Genomic DNA, 18626 nt, shown 5'->3' with positions numbered 1-18626 from the left:
ACCACCGCGTCCCGGGGCGCGCGCAGCGCGGTGTGCAGCACCGCCCGGTCCTCGGTCGTGTTGATCCGGTCACCACGGAACATCGCGTCCCGCTGACCGAACACATCGGTGGCGACGGCCAGTTCACGAAGGCGTCGCAGCGCCTCGTCGTCCACGAGCTGCTTGCTGTAGTCGATGTAGAGGTCCCCGACCCTGACCGTGTACCTCTGTCCGCGCTCCGGATCGGCGGCGAACAGATCCCGCAGGCTCGTCCCGCCGAATCCCTCGCGGTGCTCCTTGAGCGCGGCCCACTCGGGCGTCCGGTTCAGTGCCGTACGGCCTTCTGCGTTCATCTCCGGCTTCCGCCTTCCTCTGCGCCTGTCGCCTGTGCTGCCCCGTGTGCCCCTGCGGGACCAACCTAATTGATCACCCTGGGCAGGGGCCGGTGGTGACACCGGCCCGCTTCTCGTCCTCCGATACGTCCGCCGGGCGCGCCGGTATCAGTGAGATCACCGCCAGTGCGAAGAGCGCGGCCGTGAGCAGGGCGGGCGCGTTGAGGCCGAGGGAGCGGGCGGCGACACCGCCGAGCAGGGCACCGAGCGGGGCGCCTGCCGTCGAGGCGGTGCGGAAGGCGGCCGAGATGCGGCCGGTCATGGCGGCGGGCGCGCGCCGCTGCATCAGCGTCACCTGGTTGACGTTCCACACCATGCCCATGGCGCCGAGCAGCAGCAGCCCCGCGACCAGGGCGGTCAACTCCCTTACCGAGCCGATCAGGACCAGCGCCGCGGTCTGCACGGTGCCGCCCAGCAGCAGGGCCCGGACCCGGCCGAGGCGGCGGGCGGCGCGCTGGGCCAGGAAACCGCCCGCGATGCTGCCGGCCGAGTAGGCGGTCATGGCGGCCGCGTATCCCGTGCTGCCCGCGTGCAGCCAGCCGGTGACGTGCAGGACGAGCGTGGCGATCAGGGCGCCCATACCGATGTTGCACAGCAGGGTGGCCCCGCAGACGGCTCGCAGCGGCCGGTCCCGCCACAGGGCGCGCAGGCCCTCTCCGATGTCGGCGCGCAGGGTGGCGCCGGGCGGACGGGGTTCGCGGGACGTCTTCCGCACGCGCAGGGAGGCCACCAGGGCGGCCCCCAGCACATAGGTGACGGCGTCGGCCGCGTAGGGCAGGAACGCCCCGGCCGCCAGCAGCAGGGGCACGAGCGGGCCGCCGAGCAGTCCTCCGGCGAGCTGCTGACCGGTCATCAGGCGGGCGTTGGCGCTGCCGAGCGACCGCGGCGGGACCACGGCGGGCAGCAGCGCGGTCGCGGCGTTGTCGAACAGGGTCTGGAGGGTGGTGAGGGAGAAGGCGAGCGCGATCAGCAGCGGGACCGAGGCGTGCCCGAGGGCCACCGCGAGGGCGAACGCGCCGACGAGCAGCGCGCGGACCACGTCCACGGCCCACATCGCGCGGCGCTGGTCCACGCGGTCGGCCACGGCGCCGCCCAGCAGCCCGAACAGCAGCCAGGGGACATAGCCGCAGGCGGTGACGGCGGCGACGGCGAGCGGGTCGTCGGTCAGCCGCACGGCCAGCAGGGGCAGCGCGGCCGTGCGCAGCGCGTCGCCGAAGCGGGAGAGCACGGCTGCCGTCCACAGCCGTCCGAATCCCCCGCGCCAGGCAGGGGCGGTGTCGGCCGCCGGTGCCACCTGAGCCGTCGTCATGTCCGTCCCCCTTCAGTCGCGATGACCTCACCCACGGTAGGGGGCACCACTGACAACGGGGGCCGGACGCGAGGACGGGACAGCTCCGGCCGGGCACCCTGTCGGGTCCCGGCCGGTGTCGACTCCTAGATCTCGCCCCGCAGTTTGGCGAGCGCCTCGGCGAGGATCGCCTCGCCGTCCGCGTCGCTGCGCCGCTCGCGCACGTAGGCGAGGTGCGTCTTGTAGGGCTCGGTGCGCGGCGGGTCCGGCGGGTTGTCCCGGTCCTGACCGGCCGGGAAGCCGCAGCGCGGGCAGTCCCAGGTGTCGGGGACCTGCGCGTCGCTGGCGAAGCTCGGCTGGGTCTCGTGCCCGTTGGAGCACCAGAAGGAGATGCGCAGACGCGGTGCGGACTCGCCGCGCTCGGCCTCGCCCATCGGCCCCGCACCGACCCGGCTTCCCCGGATCGCGTTGCCACTTGCCACGGTCGTAACTCCCTGCGTGATGGTGCCGCGAAGCAGGTCGGCCTATCGCTTCGCCGCGAGCGCCTCAGTCTACGTAAGGCCCAACGCACGTCCAGTGACAGGAGGTACGGCCCCCACCCAGACGCAAGCCCCATGATAGGCCGCGCTCGTGAGCGCGTACCGAACATGGGGCGTTACGTGTGGAATCTATGGAGTTGTGGGACGTGCGGCACGGCTTCTGCCGTGCGCGCCCGGTCTCGGCCTCGGTCAGCCGCTCGACTTCATGAGCAGGCCGAGGACGATGATGGAGGCGAACCAGAGCACGGCGATCACGACGGTGATGCGGTCGAGGTTGCGCTCGGCCACCGAGGAGCCGCCCACGGAGGACTGCATGCCACCACCGAACATGTCGGAGAGGCCGCCGCCCTTCCCCTTGTGCATCAGCACCAGGAGCATCAGCAGCAGGCTGAAGACGATCAGGGCGATCGAGAACCCCAAAACCACGGCTGGACCAACTTCCTCGGATTCGGACGGACGGATTGAGCTGGACGACGGGGGCACGGCACGACGGCCATGCCCCCGCAAGAGTACGACGTATCGCCGCTACCGCCTACTCGTGGCCCGCATCACTGATCGCGGAACCGCACGATCTTGACGAACTCGTCGGTGTCCAGCGACGCGCCGCCCACCAGGGCGCCGTCGATGTCCGGCTTGGCCATGATCTCGGCGACGTTGCCGGACTTCACGGAACCGCCGTACTGGATGCGGATCTTGTCGGCGACGTCCTGGGAGTACAGCTCGGCGAGCTTGCCCCGGATCGCGCCGCAGACCTCCTGCGCGTCCTCGGAGCCGCAGACCTTGCCGGTGCCGATGGCCCACACGGGCTCGTAGGCGATCACGACGGTCTCGGCCTGGTCGGCCGGGACGTCCTTGAGGCCGCCCTCGACCTGGGCGAGGGTGTGGGCGACGTGGTTGCCCGCCTCGCGGACGTCCAGCTCCTCGCCGACGCACAGGATCGGGGTGAGGCCGTTCTGGAAGGCCGCCTTGACCTTGGCGTTGACCACGTCGTCGGTCTCGTGGTGGTACTGGCGGCGCTCGGAGTGGCCGGCGAGCACGTAGGAGCACTTCAGCTTGGCCAGCATCGGGCCGGAGATCTCGCCGGTGTAGGCGCCGGAGTCGTGCTCCGAGATGTCCTGGGCACCGTACTTGATCTTGAGCTTGTCGCCGTCGACCAGCGTCTGCACGGAGCGCAGGTCGGTGAAGGGCGGCAGGACTGCGACCTCGACGGCCTCGTAGTCCTTGTCGGCCAGGGCGAAGGCGAGCTTCTGGACGTGCGCGATGGCCTCGAGGTGGTTGAGGTTCATCTTCCAGTTGCCCGCCATGATCGGCGTGCGAGTGGTCATGCGGGGTCAGTCCTCCAGTGCGGCGAGGCCGGGGAGCGTCTTGCCCTCGAGGTATTCGAGGGAGGCGCCGCCGCCGGTCGAGATGTGGCCGAATGCGTTCTCGTCGAAACCGAGCGTACGCACCGCGGCGGCGGAGTCACCGCCGCCGACGACGCTGAAGCCGTCGGAGTCGGCGAGGGCCTGGGCGACCGCCTTGGTGCCCTCGGCGTAGTCGGGGTGCTCGAAGACGCCCATCGGGCCGTTCCAGAACACGGTCCGGGCGTCGGCGAGCTTCGAGGCGTACAGCTCGCGGGTCTTCGGGCCGATGTCCAGGCCCTCCTCGTCGGCGGGGATCTTGTCCGCGTCGACCACGGTGTGGCGGGAGGGGGCCTTGGTCTTCAGGTCCGGGAACTCCGGGGAGACCAGGACGTCGACGGGCAGGACCAGCTCGACGCCGTTCTTCTCGGCGCGCTCCATGTACTCCTTGACCGCCGGGATCTGGTCCTTCTGGAGGAGGGAGATGCCGACCTCGTGGCCCTGGGCCTTGAGGAACGTGTAGGCCATGCCGCCGCCGATGAGCAGGCGGTCGGCCTTGCCGAGCAGCTCGTCGATCACGGCGAGCTTGTCGGAGACCTTGGCACCGCCGAGCACGACCACGTAGGGGCGCTCGACGTCGTCGGTGAGCTTCTTCAGCACGCCGACCTCGCGCGCGATCAGGTGACCGGCGTAGTGCGGCAGCCGGGCCGGAAGGTCGTAGACGGAGGCGTGCTTGCGATGCACCGCGCCGAAGCCGTCGCCCACGTACACGTCGGCGAGGGCGGCCAGCCGGTCGGCGAACTCGCCGCGCTCGGCGTCGTCCTTGGAGGTCTCGCCGGGGTTGAAGCGCAGGTTCTCGATGACCGCGACCTGGCCGGGCTCCAGGCCCTCCACCGCGGCGTGGGCGGAGGGGCCCACGGTGTCGTCGGCGAAGGCGACCGGGGCACCGAGGAGTTCACCGAGCCGCTCGGCGACGGGCAGCAGCGAGAAGGCCGGGGCCGGGGCGCCCTTGGGACGGCCCAGGTGCGAGGCGACGACCACCTCGGCGCCCGCGTCCGCGAGGGCCTTGATGGTGGGCACGACGGCGCGGATGCGGCCGTCGTCGGTGATGGTCCCGTCCGCCAGCGGCACGTTGAGGTCGGCGCGGACGAAGACCCGCTTGCCGCTCACGCCGTCGGCGAGAAGTTCGTCGATCGTCTTCATTGAGTGGACTCCTGGAGAGGGCTCGTGGTGCCCCTGATCGTAAGAGGGCGTGGTCCGTGCGTGAGACAGGGCCCGGACAGCGCGGCCGTGCGCTGCCCGGGCCCTGCTCTCACTTCTGGGTCCTGCTGTGTCCGATCCGGCGGATCAGAGCTGCTCGCCGACGAACGTCGTCAGGTCCACGAGGCGGTTGGAGTAGCCCCACTCGTTGTCGTACCAGCCGAGGATCTTCACCGTGTTGCCGTCCTGGACCATGGTCAGGGACGAGTCGAAGGTGCAGGAGGCCGGGTCGCCGACGATGTCGGAGGAGACGATCTCGTCCTCGGTGTAGGACAGGAAGCCCTTCAGGGAGCCGTCCTCGGAGGCCTTCTTGAACGCGGCGTTGACCTCGTCCTTGGTGACCTCGCGCTGGAGCTCCACGACCAGGTCGGTGGCCGAGCCGGTCGGGACCGGGACACGCATCGCGATGCCGTCGAGCTTGCCCTTGAGCTGCGGCAGGACCAGCGCGGTGGCCTTGGCGGCACCCGTGGTGGTCGGGATGATGTTCTCGGCGGCGGCGCGGGCGCGGCGCAGGTCCTTGTGCGGGAAGTCCAGGATGCGCTGGTCGTTGGTGTACGCGTGCACCGTGGTCATCAGACCGCTGACGATGCCGAAGTTCTCGTCCAGCACCTTCGCCATCGGCGCCACACAGTTGGTGGTGCACGAGGCGTTGGAGATGACGTGGTCCTTCGCCGGGTCGTACTTGTCCTGGTTGACGCCCATGACGATGGTGATGTCCTCGTCCTTGGCCGGAGCCGAGATGAGGACCTTCTTGGCGCCGCCGGCCAGGTGCTTGGCGGCGTCGTCGCGCTTGGTGAAGATGCCGGTCGACTCGATGACGATGTCGACGCCCAGCTCGCCCCACGGGATGTCGGCGGGGTTGCGCTCGGAGAGCACCTTGATGGTGTGGCCGTCGACCGTGATGGTGTCGGCGGTGTGGGTGACCTCGGCCTTCAGGCGGCCCAGGATCGTGTCGTACTTGAGCAGGTGCGCCGTGGTCGCGGTGTCACCCAGGTCGTTGACAGCCACAACCTCGATGTCCGCACCCTGCTCCAGCAGAGCGCGGAAGTAGTTACGCCCGATGCGGCCGAAGCCGTTGATGCCTACGCGGATCGTCACGAACCGATCTCCTCGTTGGTACGCCGGCCATGCGGTGCCGGCGAGCTGTATTTGGGATGTCCCCGACCACCCACGACCCTACCCCTCCGCAGCCCGTGGGGTGACATCGAGATGGCGCATAAAAGGGCAGGCGTTCCGTACCCGTCAGTAGGGTACGGAACGCCTCGGAACGGCGGTGTTTTCACCCCTCTTTGTCATGGAATGACGGGCACCACCGGCACGCTTTTCACTCGTTCGTGAGCGGGTTGGCTCACCTGATACGGGGGCCTTCCGCGCACCGTTGAGAGGGGGTCTCGCTCACCTGTCGAGTGCGGTCAGCGCCTTGCGGACGAGAGCGGTCCGTCCGGCCGCCGACGGGACCTGGTCCAGGCCGAATCCGAGCAGCACCGTGTCCCTCGTCGTGACCGCTCCGTAGGTCTCGAAGAGGGCGCCGGAGCGGGTCCAGTCCTTCGTGACCGCGGGGCTCCCGGCCGGGGGCCCGGTGACGCGCCACGGACCGAGGGAGGACTCGAACCCTTCCGTCTCCTTCGCGTTGCCGCCGATGACGAGCGAGGCGTCGTCGGCGAGCACGCCGTGGCCGCCGGTGCCGGGGTCGGTGATGTAGGAGACGGACAGCTCGACCTGCTTGCCCGCGTAGGCGCTCAGGTCGAACTCCACCCGCTGCCAGCCCGAGGACCGTCCGGTGAGGCTGTGCCACCGACCGGTGCTGCCGGTGGCGGTGCAGGCGTTGCCCGAGAGCGTCAGGTAGTGCCGGAGCCAGGGGTGCTCCTCGACGAGGAACCCGGCCTCGCACTCGGCGGGCACGGCGTCGGAGGTCGCACCGCCCGCCTCCGGCAGCGTCGTCCAGTCGTCGGCGCCCACGGTGTGCACCTCCACCACCGCGTGGTCGTAGCCGCGCTCGGTGTCCCACAGCAGCCGGGTGCCGAACGCGGGCCGGTCGGCGGCGGTGACGCCGGTGAGGTCGACGGTGCGGGTGAGCCGCTTGTAGGCGTCGTCGGTGTGCACGGCGGCGGCCATGTACGAGCCCGCGTACGGCCCGTACGGATTGACGGCACCGGCGAAGCGGCCCGCGCCCGCGCTGCGGAACCGCGGGTACCGGTCGGCGGGCAGCTCGTCCGAGGTGACCCCGTAGGCGCCGGCCGCGTCGAGCGGGTCGCCCGGCGCGTCCCCGAGCCCGGCGTCGACGCCCTTCAGCGCGCCGGTGCCGGTGATGCCGGTGACGCCCTTGGTGGAGGTCCGGCTGTAGGCGCCCAGGTAGTACTGGCTGAAGTCGTCGGAGAGGTTGCCTTCGCCGAGGTCCACGTCGCCTCCGGCCTGCTCGCCGGACTCGATCAGCCTGCCGCCCTCGTTGAGGTACGCGCGGAGCTGGAGCTGGGTGGCGTTGCCGGGGCCGTCGGGGCCGGAGTAGTGGACGACGGTGCGGAAGTGGCCGAGCACGCCGAGGGCGTCGGGGGCGCCGCGCCGGGCGGTGTCCCACACCAGGGGCGTGCGTCCGGCGGCCTTGAGCGCGTCGGTGTAGGCGCGGGTCCGGCTCGCGGGCGCGCCCTCCTCCGCGACGACGAGGGTGTCGGCGGCGGCCCGGTCGGCCACGGTGTAGGTGAAGTGCGGCCCGGACGTCCGGCGTCCGTCGCGGCCGGTGCCGGTGGACCACACCTCGACCCGGTCACCGGGCCTCCGGCCGGGCACCTCGGCACGGTACTGGTCGAAGTGGAGGTTGTCGTCGCCCCCGTAGGTCTCGCCGCCCTTCCAGGGGCGCAGGGCGCGCTCGTGGGCGCGGCCCCCGTTGACGCGGTAGACCAGCCGCTTGTCCCGGACCGCCTTGCGGGCGACGACGGCGACCTGCTGTCCGTCACCCCGCGCGTAGGAGGTGGTGAAGGCGGCCGGAGTGAAGTCGGGCGCGTCCAGGCCGACGGAGGAGACGGGCCGGTCGGGGTGGGCGGCGGTCTCCGCCACGGACAGCGCGAACGGCACGTTCTTCTCGAACTCCCGCTGGATCAGCGTCTCGTCGTCCGGGAAGGTGAAGACCGAGCGGCAGTCGTCGGGGTTCCAGGCGTCGTCCGGGTCGGACTCGGAGGCGGTCTCGCAGGTGGACATCTCCGGGGTGAACATCGCCATGCCGTTGACGTTGGCGGCCTGTCCGTCCGCCTCGCCGTTGGTGGTGTAGAGCTCCGAGGAGACCTGGGGACGGTAACCGGGGATCGCGGAGTCGGCGGGGGTACCGGCCAGCGACTTGTAGAGGACGTCGTCCGGGGTGTCGGTGGCGACCTGCCAGCCGACGCCGTAGAGCAGGAGTTCGGCGGCGGAGTGGTAGTTGATGCCGTACGCGAATCCGACGCGCTTCTCCAGCGCGTCCAGCGCCCGCGTCTCGGGTTCGGAGCCGGCGCTCGGGCCGCGGTAGGTCTCGCTCGCGGGGTTGGGGGACGAACCCTCGTCGTCGTAGCCCCACTTGTAGCCGAAGTTGCGGTTGAGGTCGACGCCGTCCCCGGCGCCGATGACGCCGTCGCCGTTGAGGTCGCGCAGGTTCTTCCGCCACAGCCGGGTCCCGGAGTCGCGGAAGGTGTAGTCGTAGCCGTCGGGGTTGGCGGACAGCACGAACCACAGCTCGGTCGTGTCCACGAGCTTCTTGATCCGCCGGTCGGAGCGGTAGCCGTCCAGGTAGCGGTGCATCAGGCGCCGGGTCATCTCCGGCGTGATCCATTCGCGCGCGTGCTGGTTGGACATGTAGAGCACGGCCGGCCGGGAACCGTCCTTCGTGGTGCGGGCGTTCCTGGTGACCTTGAGCGCGAGGATGTCCTGGCCGTTCACCGTGCGGCCGATGGACTCGATCTTGGCCAGGCCGGGGTTCTCCCGCGCGGTCCGCAGCAGTTCCTCCCGGAGCCCGCCGCTGCCGCTGTACGGCCGGAAGACGCCCTGGGCGGCGGCCGCGACGCGTCTTCCGGCGCCGGCAGGCAGGGTGGTCTCGGTGAGGCGGACGCCCTGCTCGCCCAGGCGCCGGGCCTGCCGGTCGGTGAGGTGGACCTCGACGGAGGTACGGCCGCGTGCGGTCGTCCGCTCCCCCAGCTCATGGGCGTCCTGCCCCGCTCTGAGCAGCAGGGGCACCTGCTCACGGGTCACCTCGGCCCGGAAGACCTTGATCTCGTCGGCGCCCGCGGCGGGCGCGGACTCCCGCGCCTGGGCGACGGGCGTGAGGCAGGCCGCTCCGGCGAGCAGCGCCCCGACGGCGAGGACCGCTGCGGCCCCGGGTCTCGCTCCGTGTCTCATGAACCCCCCTCGCGGTGGTCCGCCACAGTGGCGAACAGGTTGCCAGGCTCATGTCACTGCATGATCGAGTCAAGAGCGCCCCAAAGACACGCGAAACGCCGGTGCCGACCACCCGAACGGGCGGCGGCACCGGCGTCGGCGCCCTGCTTCTACGGCTCCCGCGGCTCAGCCGACGAGGTTGTCCGCCAGGTCCTCCGAGAGGTTGGCCTCGGTGCTGGGGATGCCCAGGTCCGAGGCGCGCTTGTCGGCCATCGCCAGCAGCCGGCGGATGCGTCCGGCGACCGCGTCCTTGGTCAGCGGCGGGTCGGCAAGCGCGCCCAGCTCCTCCAGGGACGCCTGCTTGTGCTCCATGCGCAGCCGCCCGGCGGCGGCGAGGTGCTCGGGCACCTCCTCGCCCAGGATCTCCAGCGCCCGCTGCACCCGCGCCCCGGCGGCCACCGCGGCCCGCGCCGAGCGGCGCAGGTTGGCGTCGTCGAAGTTGGCGAGCCGGTTGGCGGTCGCGCGGACCTCGCGCCGCATGCGGCGCTCCTCCCAGGCGAGCACCGACTCGTGCGCGCCGAGCCGGGTGAGCAGGGCGCCGATGGCGTCGCCGTCGCGGACGACGACCCGGTCCACGCCCCGCACCTCGCGGGCCTTGGCGGCGATCGACAGCCTGCGGGCGGCGCCGACCAGCGCGAGCGCGGCCTCGGGGCCGGGGCAGGTGACCTCCAGCGAGGAGGACCGGCCGGGCTCGGTGAGCGAGCCGTGCGCCAGGAAGGCTCCGCGCCAGGCCGCCTCGGCGTCACAGGTCGCGCCGGACACCACCTGCGGGGGCAGACCCCGGATGGGGCGGCCCCGGCCGTCCACGAGCCCGGTCTGCCGGGCCAGCTGGTCGCCGCCCGCGACGACCCGCACCACGTAGCGCGAACCGCGCCGCAGCCCGCCGGGCGCCATCACGATCAGCTCGGAGCTGTGGCCGAAGATCTCCAGGATGTCCCGCTTGAGGCGCCGGGCCGCCATCGCGGTGTCCAGCTCCGCCTCGATCACGATGCGCCCGCTCACCAGGTGAAGGCCGCCGGCGAACCGCAGAATGGCGGAGACCTCCGCCTTTCTGCAGCAGGTCCGGGTGACGGGGAGCCGGGAGATCTCGTCCTTCACCGCTGCCGTCATCGCCATGGGCCGATCCTTCCATGCATCCGAAAAATACGGTCGTACGCGGCGGCCAGCAGCTCCGGATCGTGCCGGGGAGTTCCGTCGGTCCGGGCCACCGGCGCCAGCTCGACCGCGGCTCCCAGCCGCTTGGCGGCCTCGGTGAGCGAATCGCGGTCGGGCACGGCCGCCTCGTCGGCCAGCACCACGTCCAGGGCGAGTTTAGGGGCGTGTCGCCCCAAAACCTCCAAATGACGCTGCGGGGAGAAGCCCTCTGTTTCGCCGGGCTGCGGAGCGAGGTTCAGGGACAGCACCCGGCGCGCCTTGGTCTCGGTGAGCGCGTCGAGCAGTTCGGGGACCAGCAGATGCGGGATGACCGAGGAGAACCAGGAGCCCGGACCGAGCACCACCCAGTCCGCGTCCAGCACCGCCTCGACCGCCTCCGGCACGGCGGGCGGGTCGGAGGGCACCAGGTGCACCGACTGCACCTCGCCCGGCGTCAGCGCGACGGTCGCCTGCCCGCGGACGGTGTCCACGTCCTCCGGCCGCTCCGGGTCGTGTCCCCTGACCAGGGCCTGCAGCTCCAGCGGCACCGCCGACATGGGCAGCACCCGGCCGTGCGCGCCCAGCAGCCTGCCGACCAGGTCCAGCGCCTGTACGTGGTCGCCGAGCTGCTCCCACAGGGCGACGATCAGCACATTCCCGACCGCGTGGTCGTGCAGGTCGCCCTGGGACTGGAAACGGTGCTGGATGACACGGGCCCACGTCTGGCCCCAGTCGTCGTCCCCGCACAGCGCGGCCAGCGCCTTGCGGAGATCGCCGGGCGGCAGCACGCCCAGTTCGTCGCGCAGGCGCCCGCTGGAGCCGCCGTCGTCGGCGACCGTGACGACGGCGGTGAGGTCACCGGTGATCCTGCGCAGCGCGGCGAGGGAGGCGGACAGGCCCATGCCGCCGCCGAGGGCCACCACCTTGGGCTGGGCCCCGCGCCTGCGGGGCCGCGCGCCCCGGGCCTCGACGGGGCGGGACGCCCGGCCTCCGTCGGTGGCCCGGCTCAGCCGCCCCTCGGGGACCACCCGGCGCAGGCCGGGCAGCCGCCGTGCACGTCCCGTCATTCGCGTCCCATGTCCCGGTGCACGACCACCGTCTCCACGCCCTCCGCCGCGAGGCGCGCGGCGAGCTTCTCCGACATGGCGACCGAGCGGTGCTTGCCGCCCGTGCAGCCGATGGCGATGGTCACGTACCGCTTGCCCTCGCGGCGGTAACCGGCCGCGATCAGACGGAGCAGCTCGGCGTACCGGTCGAGGAACTCCTTGGCGCCGGGCTGGTTGAAGACGTACGAGGCGACCTCTTCGTTGACCCCGGTGAAGGGGCGCAGCTCCGGGACCCAGTGCGGGTTGGGCAGGAACCGCATGTCCGCGACCAGGTCGGCGTCGACCGGGAGGCCGTACTTGAAGCCGAAGGACATCACGGTGGCCCGCAGCTCGGGCTCCTCCTCGCCGGCGAACTGGGCGTCCATCTTGGCGCGCAGCTCGTGCACGTTGAGGCTGGAGGTGTCGATGACCAGGTCGGCGTCGCCGCGCAGCTCGCGCAGCAGCTCCCGCTCGGCGGCGATGCCGTCCACGATGCGGCCGTCGCCCTGGAGGGGGTGCGGGCGGCGCACCGACTCGAAGCGGCGCACCAGGGCGTCGTCGGACGACTCCAGGAAGACGATCCGCCGGGTGACTCCCCTGCTGTCGAGGTCGGCGAGGGACTCGCGGAGGTTGTCGAAGAAGCGGCGGCCGCGCACGTCCACGACGACCGCGATCCGCGCCACGTTGCCCTGGGAGCGGGCGCCCAGCTCCACCATGGTGGGGATCAGCGCGGGCGGCAGGTTGTCGACGACGAACCAGCCGAGGTCCTCCAGGCACTTCGCGGCCGTCGACCGCCCTGCTCCGGACATGCCGGAGATGATGACCAGTTCGGGGATGGGCGCATCGTTGGCCGCTGCCGGCGTGACGTCCGTACTCACCTGTGCTCCGTTGTCCTGTTCCGCTGCCCGTGGGCGGCTGTCGTCCGCCGCCGCGTGGGTGCCCGCCGGCTGGGCCGTGGGCCGTGCCTGGTGCTCGGTCATGTCTCCTGCCCCCGTCGGTCGTCCGGGAGGCCCGCGCTCACGGACTCTCCGGAGGAACCGCCCGTCGTGTCGGGTTCCTCTTCCTCAATGATCTCTCCGGTCGCCGTGTTCACGGCGGGCGCGGCCGGGGCCGAACGGGCGAGAGCCACGGCGATGGTCTCGGCCGTCTTCCGGCCTATGCCGGGTACTTCCTGGATCTGTTCGAGTGTCGCGGCCCGCAGGCGCTTGACCGAGCCGAAGTGCTTGATCAGGGCCTGCTTGCGGGTCTCGCCGAGGCCGGGCACCTCGTCGAGAGGGCCGCTGCGCAGCCGCTTGGCCCGTTTGGCGCGCTGGTAGGTGATGGCGAAGCGGTGGGCCTCGTCGCGCACGCGCTGGAGGAGGTAGAGGCCCTCGCTGCTGCGGGGCAGCACGACGGGGTCCTCCTCGCCGGGCACCCAGACCTCTTCGAGGCGCTTGGCGAGGCCGCACACGGCGATGTCGTCGATGCCCAGCTCGTCCAGCGCCCGCCGGGCGGCGGCGACCTGCGGGCGTCCGCCGTCGACCACGACGAGCTGGGGCGGGTAGGCGAACTTCCGGGGACGGCCGTCGTCGTCCTTGAGCGCGGTCAGACCGTCGTCCTCGCCCGGGGCCGGAACGCCGTCGACCGGCTGGGGCGTGCCGTTCACCTCGGTGTCCTCGGCGCCCGCCCACTCGCCGGAGCGCTCCTTCTCCGCCAGATAGCGGCGGAAGCGCCGGGTGATCACCTCGTGCATGGAGCGGACGTCGTCCTGGCCGGCGAAGCCCTTGATCTGGAAGCGGCGGTACTCGTTCTTGCGCTGGAGGCCGTCCTCGAAGACGACCATGGAGGCCACCACGTCGTCGCCCTGGAGGTGCGAGATGTCGTAGCACTCGATGCGCAGGGGGGCGCTGTCGAGATCGAGGGCCTCGGCGATCTCCTCCAGCGCGCGCGAGCGGGTGGTGAGGTCGGAGGCGCGCTTGGTCTTGTGCAGGACGAGGGCCTGCTGGGCGTTGCGCTGGACGGTCTCCATCAGCGCCTTCTTGTCGCCGCGCTGGGGGATGCGCAGCGAGACGTTCGCCCCGCGCCTGCCGGTCAGCCACTCCTGGACCGGCTCCACCGGGTCCGGCAGCGCCGGGACCAGCACCTCCTTGGGGACGGCGTCCCCGGTCTCCTCGCCGTAGAGCTGCTGGAGGGCGTGCTCGACCAGGGCGCCGGTGGTGATCTCCTCGACCTTGTCGGTGACCCAGCCGCGCTGGCCGCGCACCCGGCCGCCGCGCACGTGGAAGATCTGGACGGCGGCCTCCAGTTCGTCCTCGGCGACGGCGATGAGGTCGGCGTCGGTCGCGTCGGCGAGCACGACCGCGTTCTTCTCCATGGCCTTCTTCAGGGCGCCGACGTCGTCGCGCAGGCGGGCGGCCCGTTCGTACTCCATCTCGTCGGACGCCTCGGCCATCTGCTTCTCCAGGCGGCGGAGATAGGTGCCGGTGCGGCCGGCCATGAAGTCGCAGAACTCCTCGGCCAGCTCGTAGTGGTCCTCCGGCGAGATCCGGCCGACGCAGGGCGCGGAGCACTTGCCGATGTACCCGAGCAGGCAGGGGCGGCCGGTGCGCTCGGCGTTCTTGAAGACGCCGGCCGAGCAGGTGCGCACGGGGAAGACGCGCAGCAGCAGGTCGACGGTGTCCCGGATCGCCCACGCGTGGGCGTAGGGGCCGAAGTACCGCACGCCCTTCCTCTTGTGACCGCGCATCACCTGCACGCGCGGGAACTCCTCGTTCATCGTCACCGCGAGGTAGGGGTAGCTCTTGTCGTCGCGGTACTTGACGTTGAACCGGGGGTCGTACTCCTTGATCCAGGAGTACTCCAGCTGCAAAGCCTCGACCTCCGTGGACACCACGGTCCACTCCACGGACGCGGCGGTGGTGACCATGGAACGGGTCCGCGGGTGCAGGTTCGCCAGGTCCTGGAAGTAGTTCGCCAGGCGCTGGCGCAGGCTCTTCGCCTTTCCGACGTAGATCACCCGGCGGTGCTCGTCTCGGAACCTGTACACCCCCGGGGAGTCCGGGATCTCGCCCGGCCTGGGGCGGTAGCTGGAGGGGTCGGCCATGACTCACACCCTACTGGCGAGCGCCGACACCGCGCCGTGCCTGTGGACAACGGTGGCGGAGGTGCCGGGAAGCCCGCCGGCGGACCTGTGGACGACCCCCGCGGGCGGGTCCTGGGGCGTCATCATCCCGGCCACGACACCGCACTGGGTGTTGTCGGGGTCTGGTCAACACGCTTCAATGCGGGGGAACTCGGGGCCGCGCACCCGGAGCGCGCGAACGGCGCATCCGTCCGCGAGCGCGCCCCCGGGGGCCCCACGGGGTGGCACACAACCCCGCACCGCGGTCTGACCAGCCGCGGTGACACCTCACAGAAAGGCTTCTGTGCATGCCGCATGTCACAGAGCACCCGGACCTCACCGCCGCCGAGCTGGAGACGGCCCTGCGGGGCGGCCCCTTCCATGTGGCGCTGCGTGCCGCGATAGCCGCCCGCGGGCTGCCGCTCCAGCGGGTGCAGCACCACCTCTCGCGCCACGGGGTGAAGGTCGGTGTGACCAGCCTCAGCTACTGGCAGCAGGGCGCCCGCCGCCCCCAGCGCCCGGAGTCGCTGCGTGCCGTGCGCGCGCTGGAGGAGATTCTCCGGCTGCCGGAGGAGTCCCTGATCAGGCTGCTGGCCGAGGCCCCCGGGCAGGCCGGCGCGGACCGTCCGGCGCCGCGCTCCTACCGCTCGCTGATCGAGGCGTCCGACACCCTGGACCGGCTCCGGGCGGAGCTGGACTGGTCCGCGGACGGCGGCATGCACACCCTCGGCCACAGCGAGCGGGTCCGCATCGGGGGGCGGCGCGAGCTGGAGAGCCGCGAGTCCGAGCACATCGTGCGGGCCCACCGCGAGGGCGTGGACCGCTTCGTCGCCGTGCACCACGGCGATCCCGGCTGCCGTCCGGAGGCGATGGCCGTCCGGGCGCTGGAGAACTGCCGTACCGGCCGCGTCCGGCTGGACCGGGACACCGGCGTCCTGGTGACCGAGCTGCTGTTCGGCACCCGGCTGCGCCCCGGCGACACCTTCCTCTTCCGGTACGGCATCACCGACGGCACCGCGGGTGCCTCGCACGAGTACGTCCACCGCTTCGGCTCTCCCGGCGGCCAGTACGCGCTCCAGGTGCGCTTCGACGCGTCCGCGCTGCCGGTCCGCTGCCACCGTTTCACGCAGTTCTCCCCCGCGGCACCCCGCGCGGGACGGCAGGAGCTGGCGGTCGGCGAGCCGCACCGCAGCGTGCACGTGGTCGAGCCGAGGGTCCGGCCGGGGACGGTCGGTATCGCCTGGGAGTGGGAGTGAGCGCCGCCCCGGCGCACGTGCGGCCCTGACCGGTGCCCGGTCCCGTCAGGCGGCCGGGCCCGCGACGATCCGGCCGTCGGACACCTTCACCGGCAGCTCGGCCAGCGCCTCGGTCGCCGGGGCCTGGACGACCTCGCCGGTGACGGCGTCGAACTCGCTGCCGTGGCAGGGGCAGACCAGGGTCGTGCCCCGCAGCTTGTTGATCACGCAGCCCGCGTGCGTGCAGACCAGGCTGTACGCCTTCAGGCCGCCCGCGGCGTCCCGGGCGACCACCACGTTGTGCTCGCGATAGAGCTTCGCCGCGCCCTTGGCCACCTCGCCCTCGGCGCCCAGGTCGACGGAGGACGTGACCGCCGACGCGGCCTGGTCCCGGGGCGCCGAGCAGGCGGCCAGACCGAGTCCGGCGACCGGCGCCACCGCGGCTCCTCGAAGGACGGTACGGCGGCTCGCGGACGATCGGGCGGGCATCGGTGTCTCCACAGGTCAGGGGGTGTGCAGGGCGACCCTATCCGGGCGGAGGGGGCGGTTTCGGGGCGGGGCGGGCGCAGCGGGCGCCCGTGCAGCGGGGCCCTCCGGGCGGCCGTAACTCCGCAAGCGCTTGCGCAAGCGTTTACGCGAGGGTGGTGGATGGGATACTTTCCCGCCCGGAGGACCCCGGGGCGAACACCCCGGGCCCTGCTCCCCCGCCGCGAACGGACGGGCTGGTCAACTTCACACCTCGGAGGGAAGCGCGATGCCCACCATGGCCGACGTGGCCCGGAGCGCCGGTGTCTCCGTGGCGACCGTCTCCCACGTGCTCAACGGCACGCGCCCGGTGCTCCCCCACACCCGGCAGGCCGTACTGGAGGCCGTCGAGGCCCTCGGCTACACGCCCAACTCCCTCGCCCGGTCCCTGGTGACCTCACGGACCCGTTCCATCGGGCTCGCGGTATCGGCGATCAGCAACCCGTACTTCACGGAGATCCTCCAAGGCGTGGAGGCCGCGGCGCTGGACGCCGGCTACAGCCTGCTCATCGCCGACCCGCACGACGACCCCGGGCACGAGCTGAAGGTCGTCCAACTGCTGCACGAGCGGCGGGTGGACGGCATGATCGTCGCTCCCTCGGCCGAGCCGGGCGACCTCGTGGCCTACCTGCGCCGCCAGTCCGTGCCGACGGTGCTGCTGGACCGGGCGCTCGGCCCCACCGGCCCCGGGGGCGACCTGCTCGGCCAGGGGCCCTTCGACCAGGTCTGCGCCGAGAACTCCGGCCCCATGGCCGAACTGGTCACCCACCTCGCCGCGCTGGGACACCGGCGGATCGGCCTGGTCGCCGGGCTGCCGGGGCTGAGCACCACCAGTGAGCGGATCGCGGGCTACGAGCAGGGGCTCGCAGCCTCGGGTCTGGCCCACGACGCGGAACTCGTGGTGTCCGGCAGCTCCGAGTCCACCGGTGCCGAGCGGGCCACGGCCGCGCTGCTTGCCCTGCCCGACGCGCCCACGGCGCTGATCACGGCCAATAACGCGATGACCATCGGCGCCCTGCGGGCCCTGCGGGAGCGCGGTCTGAGGGTGCCCGGCGACATCGCCCTGTGCTGCTTCGACGACTTCGCCTGGGCCGATCTCTTCGCACCCCGGCTCACCGCGATCGCCCAGCCCAGCCGGGAGATGGGCGCCCAGGCCGTCCGGGTGCTGCTGGAGCGCCTCGCGGAGCCGGGCCGGGCGGCCGGGACCGTGCGGCTGCCCTGCATCTTCGTCCACCGCGCCTCCTGCGGCTGCCCGGAGAACGGTCCGGACGGCGGCGCCCCAGCGTCTGCCCCGGCGGACGCCGGGAGCAGGACGGAACCGACCTCGCAGTCCGAGAAGGGAACCACCCCGTGATCGTCGTCGCCGGTGAGGCACTGATCGACCTGGTACCGCAGGGCCGTGGCGCTCTGGCCGCACTCCGGCCGGCCCTCGGCGGCGGCCCCTTCAACACCGCCGTGGCCCTCGGCCGGCTCGATTCGCCGACCGCGTTCGCCTCGCGTGCCTCGCACGACGCCTTCGGCGAGGCCCTGCTCGACGGACTGCGGCGGGCGGGCGTGGACGTGTCCGCGGTGCAGCGCGGCCCCGAGCCGACCACGCTCGCGGTGGCCACCATCGACCCCGGCGGCTCGGCGGCCTACTCCTTCTACGTCGAGGGCACCGCCGACCGTCTGTACACCGCACCGGCGGCCCTGCCCGACGGCACTCGCGCCGTATCCTTCGGCACCTGCTCGCTCGTGCTGGAGCCGGGGGCGAGCGCCTACGAGGAGCTGATGCGGTCGGCCGCCGGACAGGGCCTGTTCACCGCGCTCGACCCCAACATCCGGGCGGGGCTGATCCCGGACGCGGACGCCTACCGCGAGCGTTTCCGCGGCTGGCTGCCCTCGGTGACGCTGCTGAAGCTGTCCGAGGAGGACGCCGAGTGGCTGGGCGGCACCCCGCGCGAGTGGCTCGCCGCGGGCCCCTCGGCCGTGGTGATCACGCGGGGCGGCGACGGTCTCACGGTCTTCACCGCCGACGGCTCGGAGCACCGGGTGCCCGGCGAGAAGGTCGACGTCGTGGACACCATCGGCGCCGGGGACACGGTGAACGCGGCCCTGCTGCACGGGCTGTCCACCCTGGACGCGCTCTCCGCGCGGGGGCTCGCCGCGCTCGGTCCGGACGCCTGGCGGCGTCTGCTCGGGTTCGCCGCACGGGCGGCGGCGATCACCTGCTCACGGGCGGGCGCCGAGCCCCCGTACGCGGCCGAGCTGGGCGGGCTGTGACCGGCTGAAACGGCGAGCGGCGGGGCCGGGGGGTGGGCGGGCGCGCGCGGCGACGCCCACGCCGACGCGGACGGGGCGGGCAACGGGGC

15 protein-coding genes and 1 pseudogene are annotated in these 18626 nt (G+C 72.4%); 3 read left to right on the top strand and 13 right to left on the bottom strand.

The features are described 5' to 3' along the window. From ABZ898_RS29485 to uvrC, 12 genes and pseudogenes are all read right to left on the bottom strand, one after another. Positions 1–332: pseudogene (locus ABZ898_RS29485) on the bottom strand (glucose-6-phosphate isomerase); the annotation flags it as partial. Positions 333–405: 73 nt separating this feature from the next. Beyond that, on the bottom strand, positions 406–1680 hold the full coding sequence (locus tag ABZ898_RS29480; protein WP_361665413.1) for an MFS transporter: 1275 nt from the start codon (positions 1678–1680) through the stop codon (positions 406–408). A 125-nt stretch (positions 1681–1805) separates the two neighbouring features. Further along, a complete protein-coding gene (locus tag ABZ898_RS29475) occupies positions 1806–2141 on the bottom strand; it encodes an RNA polymerase-binding protein RbpA (protein ID WP_003957010.1) in 336 nt (111 codons plus the stop codon). 246 nt (positions 2142–2387) lie between these two features. Continuing rightward, complete coding sequence (secG, locus tag ABZ898_RS29470) at positions 2388–2624, bottom strand: preprotein translocase subunit SecG (protein ID WP_030809737.1); 237 nt, start codon at positions 2622–2624, stop codon at positions 2388–2390. Positions 2625–2746: 122 nt separating this feature from the next. After that, positions 2747–3523: a triose-phosphate isomerase gene (gene tpiA / locus ABZ898_RS29465; RefSeq protein WP_361665410.1), complete on the bottom strand. Its 777-nt coding sequence runs from the start codon at positions 3521–3523 to the stop codon at positions 2747–2749. A gap of 6 nt (positions 3524–3529) precedes the next feature. Beyond that, complete coding sequence (locus ABZ898_RS29460; RefSeq protein WP_361665408.1) at positions 3530–4741, bottom strand: phosphoglycerate kinase; 1212 nt, start codon at positions 4739–4741, stop codon at positions 3530–3532. A 144-nt stretch (positions 4742–4885) separates the two neighbouring features. Beyond that, a complete protein-coding gene (gene gap / locus ABZ898_RS29455; RefSeq protein WP_361665406.1) occupies positions 4886–5896 on the bottom strand; it encodes a type I glyceraldehyde-3-phosphate dehydrogenase in 1011 nt (336 codons plus the stop codon). Positions 5897–6193: 297 nt separating this feature from the next. Continuing rightward, positions 6194–9157 (bottom strand): M14 family zinc carboxypeptidase, encoded by a 2964-nt coding sequence (locus ABZ898_RS29450; RefSeq protein WP_361665404.1) that lies wholly within the window; start codon positions 9155–9157, stop codon positions 6194–6196. A 165-nt stretch (positions 9158–9322) separates the two neighbouring features. Beyond that, positions 9323–10312: a DNA-binding protein WhiA gene (gene whiA / locus ABZ898_RS29445; protein WP_161145681.1), complete on the bottom strand. Its 990-nt coding sequence runs from the start codon at positions 10310–10312 to the stop codon at positions 9323–9325. Continuing rightward, positions 10303–11397 (bottom strand): uridine diphosphate-N-acetylglucosamine-binding protein YvcK, encoded by a 1095-nt coding sequence (gene yvcK, locus ABZ898_RS29440; RefSeq protein ID WP_361665402.1) that lies wholly within the window; start codon positions 11395–11397, stop codon positions 10303–10305. The genes whiA and yvcK overlap by 10 nt, the downstream gene beginning before the upstream one ends. Next, entirely contained in the window at positions 11394–12395 is a 1002-nt protein-coding gene (gene rapZ, locus ABZ898_RS29435) for an RNase adapter RapZ (protein ID WP_361665400.1), read from the bottom strand. The genes yvcK and rapZ overlap by 4 nt, the downstream gene beginning before the upstream one ends. Further along, positions 12392–14497 carry an excinuclease ABC subunit UvrC gene (gene uvrC / locus ABZ898_RS29430; RefSeq protein ID WP_361665398.1) on the bottom strand — a complete coding sequence of 702 codons (2106 nt, stop codon included), beginning with the start codon at positions 14495–14497 and terminating at the stop codon, positions 12392–12394. Before uvrC ends, rapZ begins: the two co-directional genes overlap by 4 nt. Positions 14498–14823: 326 nt before the next feature. Here uvrC and ABZ898_RS29425 point away from each other — a divergent pair, with 326 nt between their 5' ends. Further along, positions 14824–15771: a hypothetical protein gene (locus ABZ898_RS29425; protein WP_361665396.1), complete on the top strand. Its 948-nt coding sequence runs from the start codon at positions 14824–14826 to the stop codon at positions 15769–15771. A 45-nt stretch (positions 15772–15816) separates the two neighbouring features. Here ABZ898_RS29425 and ABZ898_RS29420 read toward each other — a convergent pair whose 3' ends face one another. Then, positions 15817–16239 carry a Rieske (2Fe-2S) protein gene (locus ABZ898_RS29420; protein ID WP_361665394.1) on the bottom strand — a complete coding sequence of 141 codons (423 nt, stop codon included), beginning with the start codon at positions 16237–16239 and terminating at the stop codon, positions 15817–15819. Between the two features lie 265 nt (positions 16240–16504). On the opposite strand from ABZ898_RS29420, the gene ABZ898_RS29415 reads away from it, so the two are divergent. Together ABZ898_RS29415 and ABZ898_RS29410 are read left to right on the top strand one after the other, a co-directional pair. Continuing rightward, positions 16505–17629 (top strand): LacI family DNA-binding transcriptional regulator, encoded by a 1125-nt coding sequence (locus ABZ898_RS29415; protein ID WP_361665392.1) that lies wholly within the window; start codon positions 16505–16507, stop codon positions 17627–17629. After that, positions 17626–18537 (top strand): carbohydrate kinase, encoded by a 912-nt coding sequence (locus ABZ898_RS29410; RefSeq protein WP_361665390.1) that lies wholly within the window; start codon positions 17626–17628, stop codon positions 18535–18537. The genes ABZ898_RS29415 and ABZ898_RS29410 overlap by 4 nt, the downstream gene beginning before the upstream one ends. The last annotated feature ends 89 nt before the right edge of the window (positions 18538–18626 follow it).

The sequence above is a fragment of the Streptomyces sp. NPDC046860 genome (assembly GCF_040645115.1).
In the GTDB taxonomy this organism is placed as follows: Bacteria; Actinomycetota; Actinomycetes; order Streptomycetales; family Streptomycetaceae; genus Streptomyces.
Note: the sequence above shows the minus strand (reverse complement) of the source record. Positions and strands in the feature narration are given on the sequence as shown.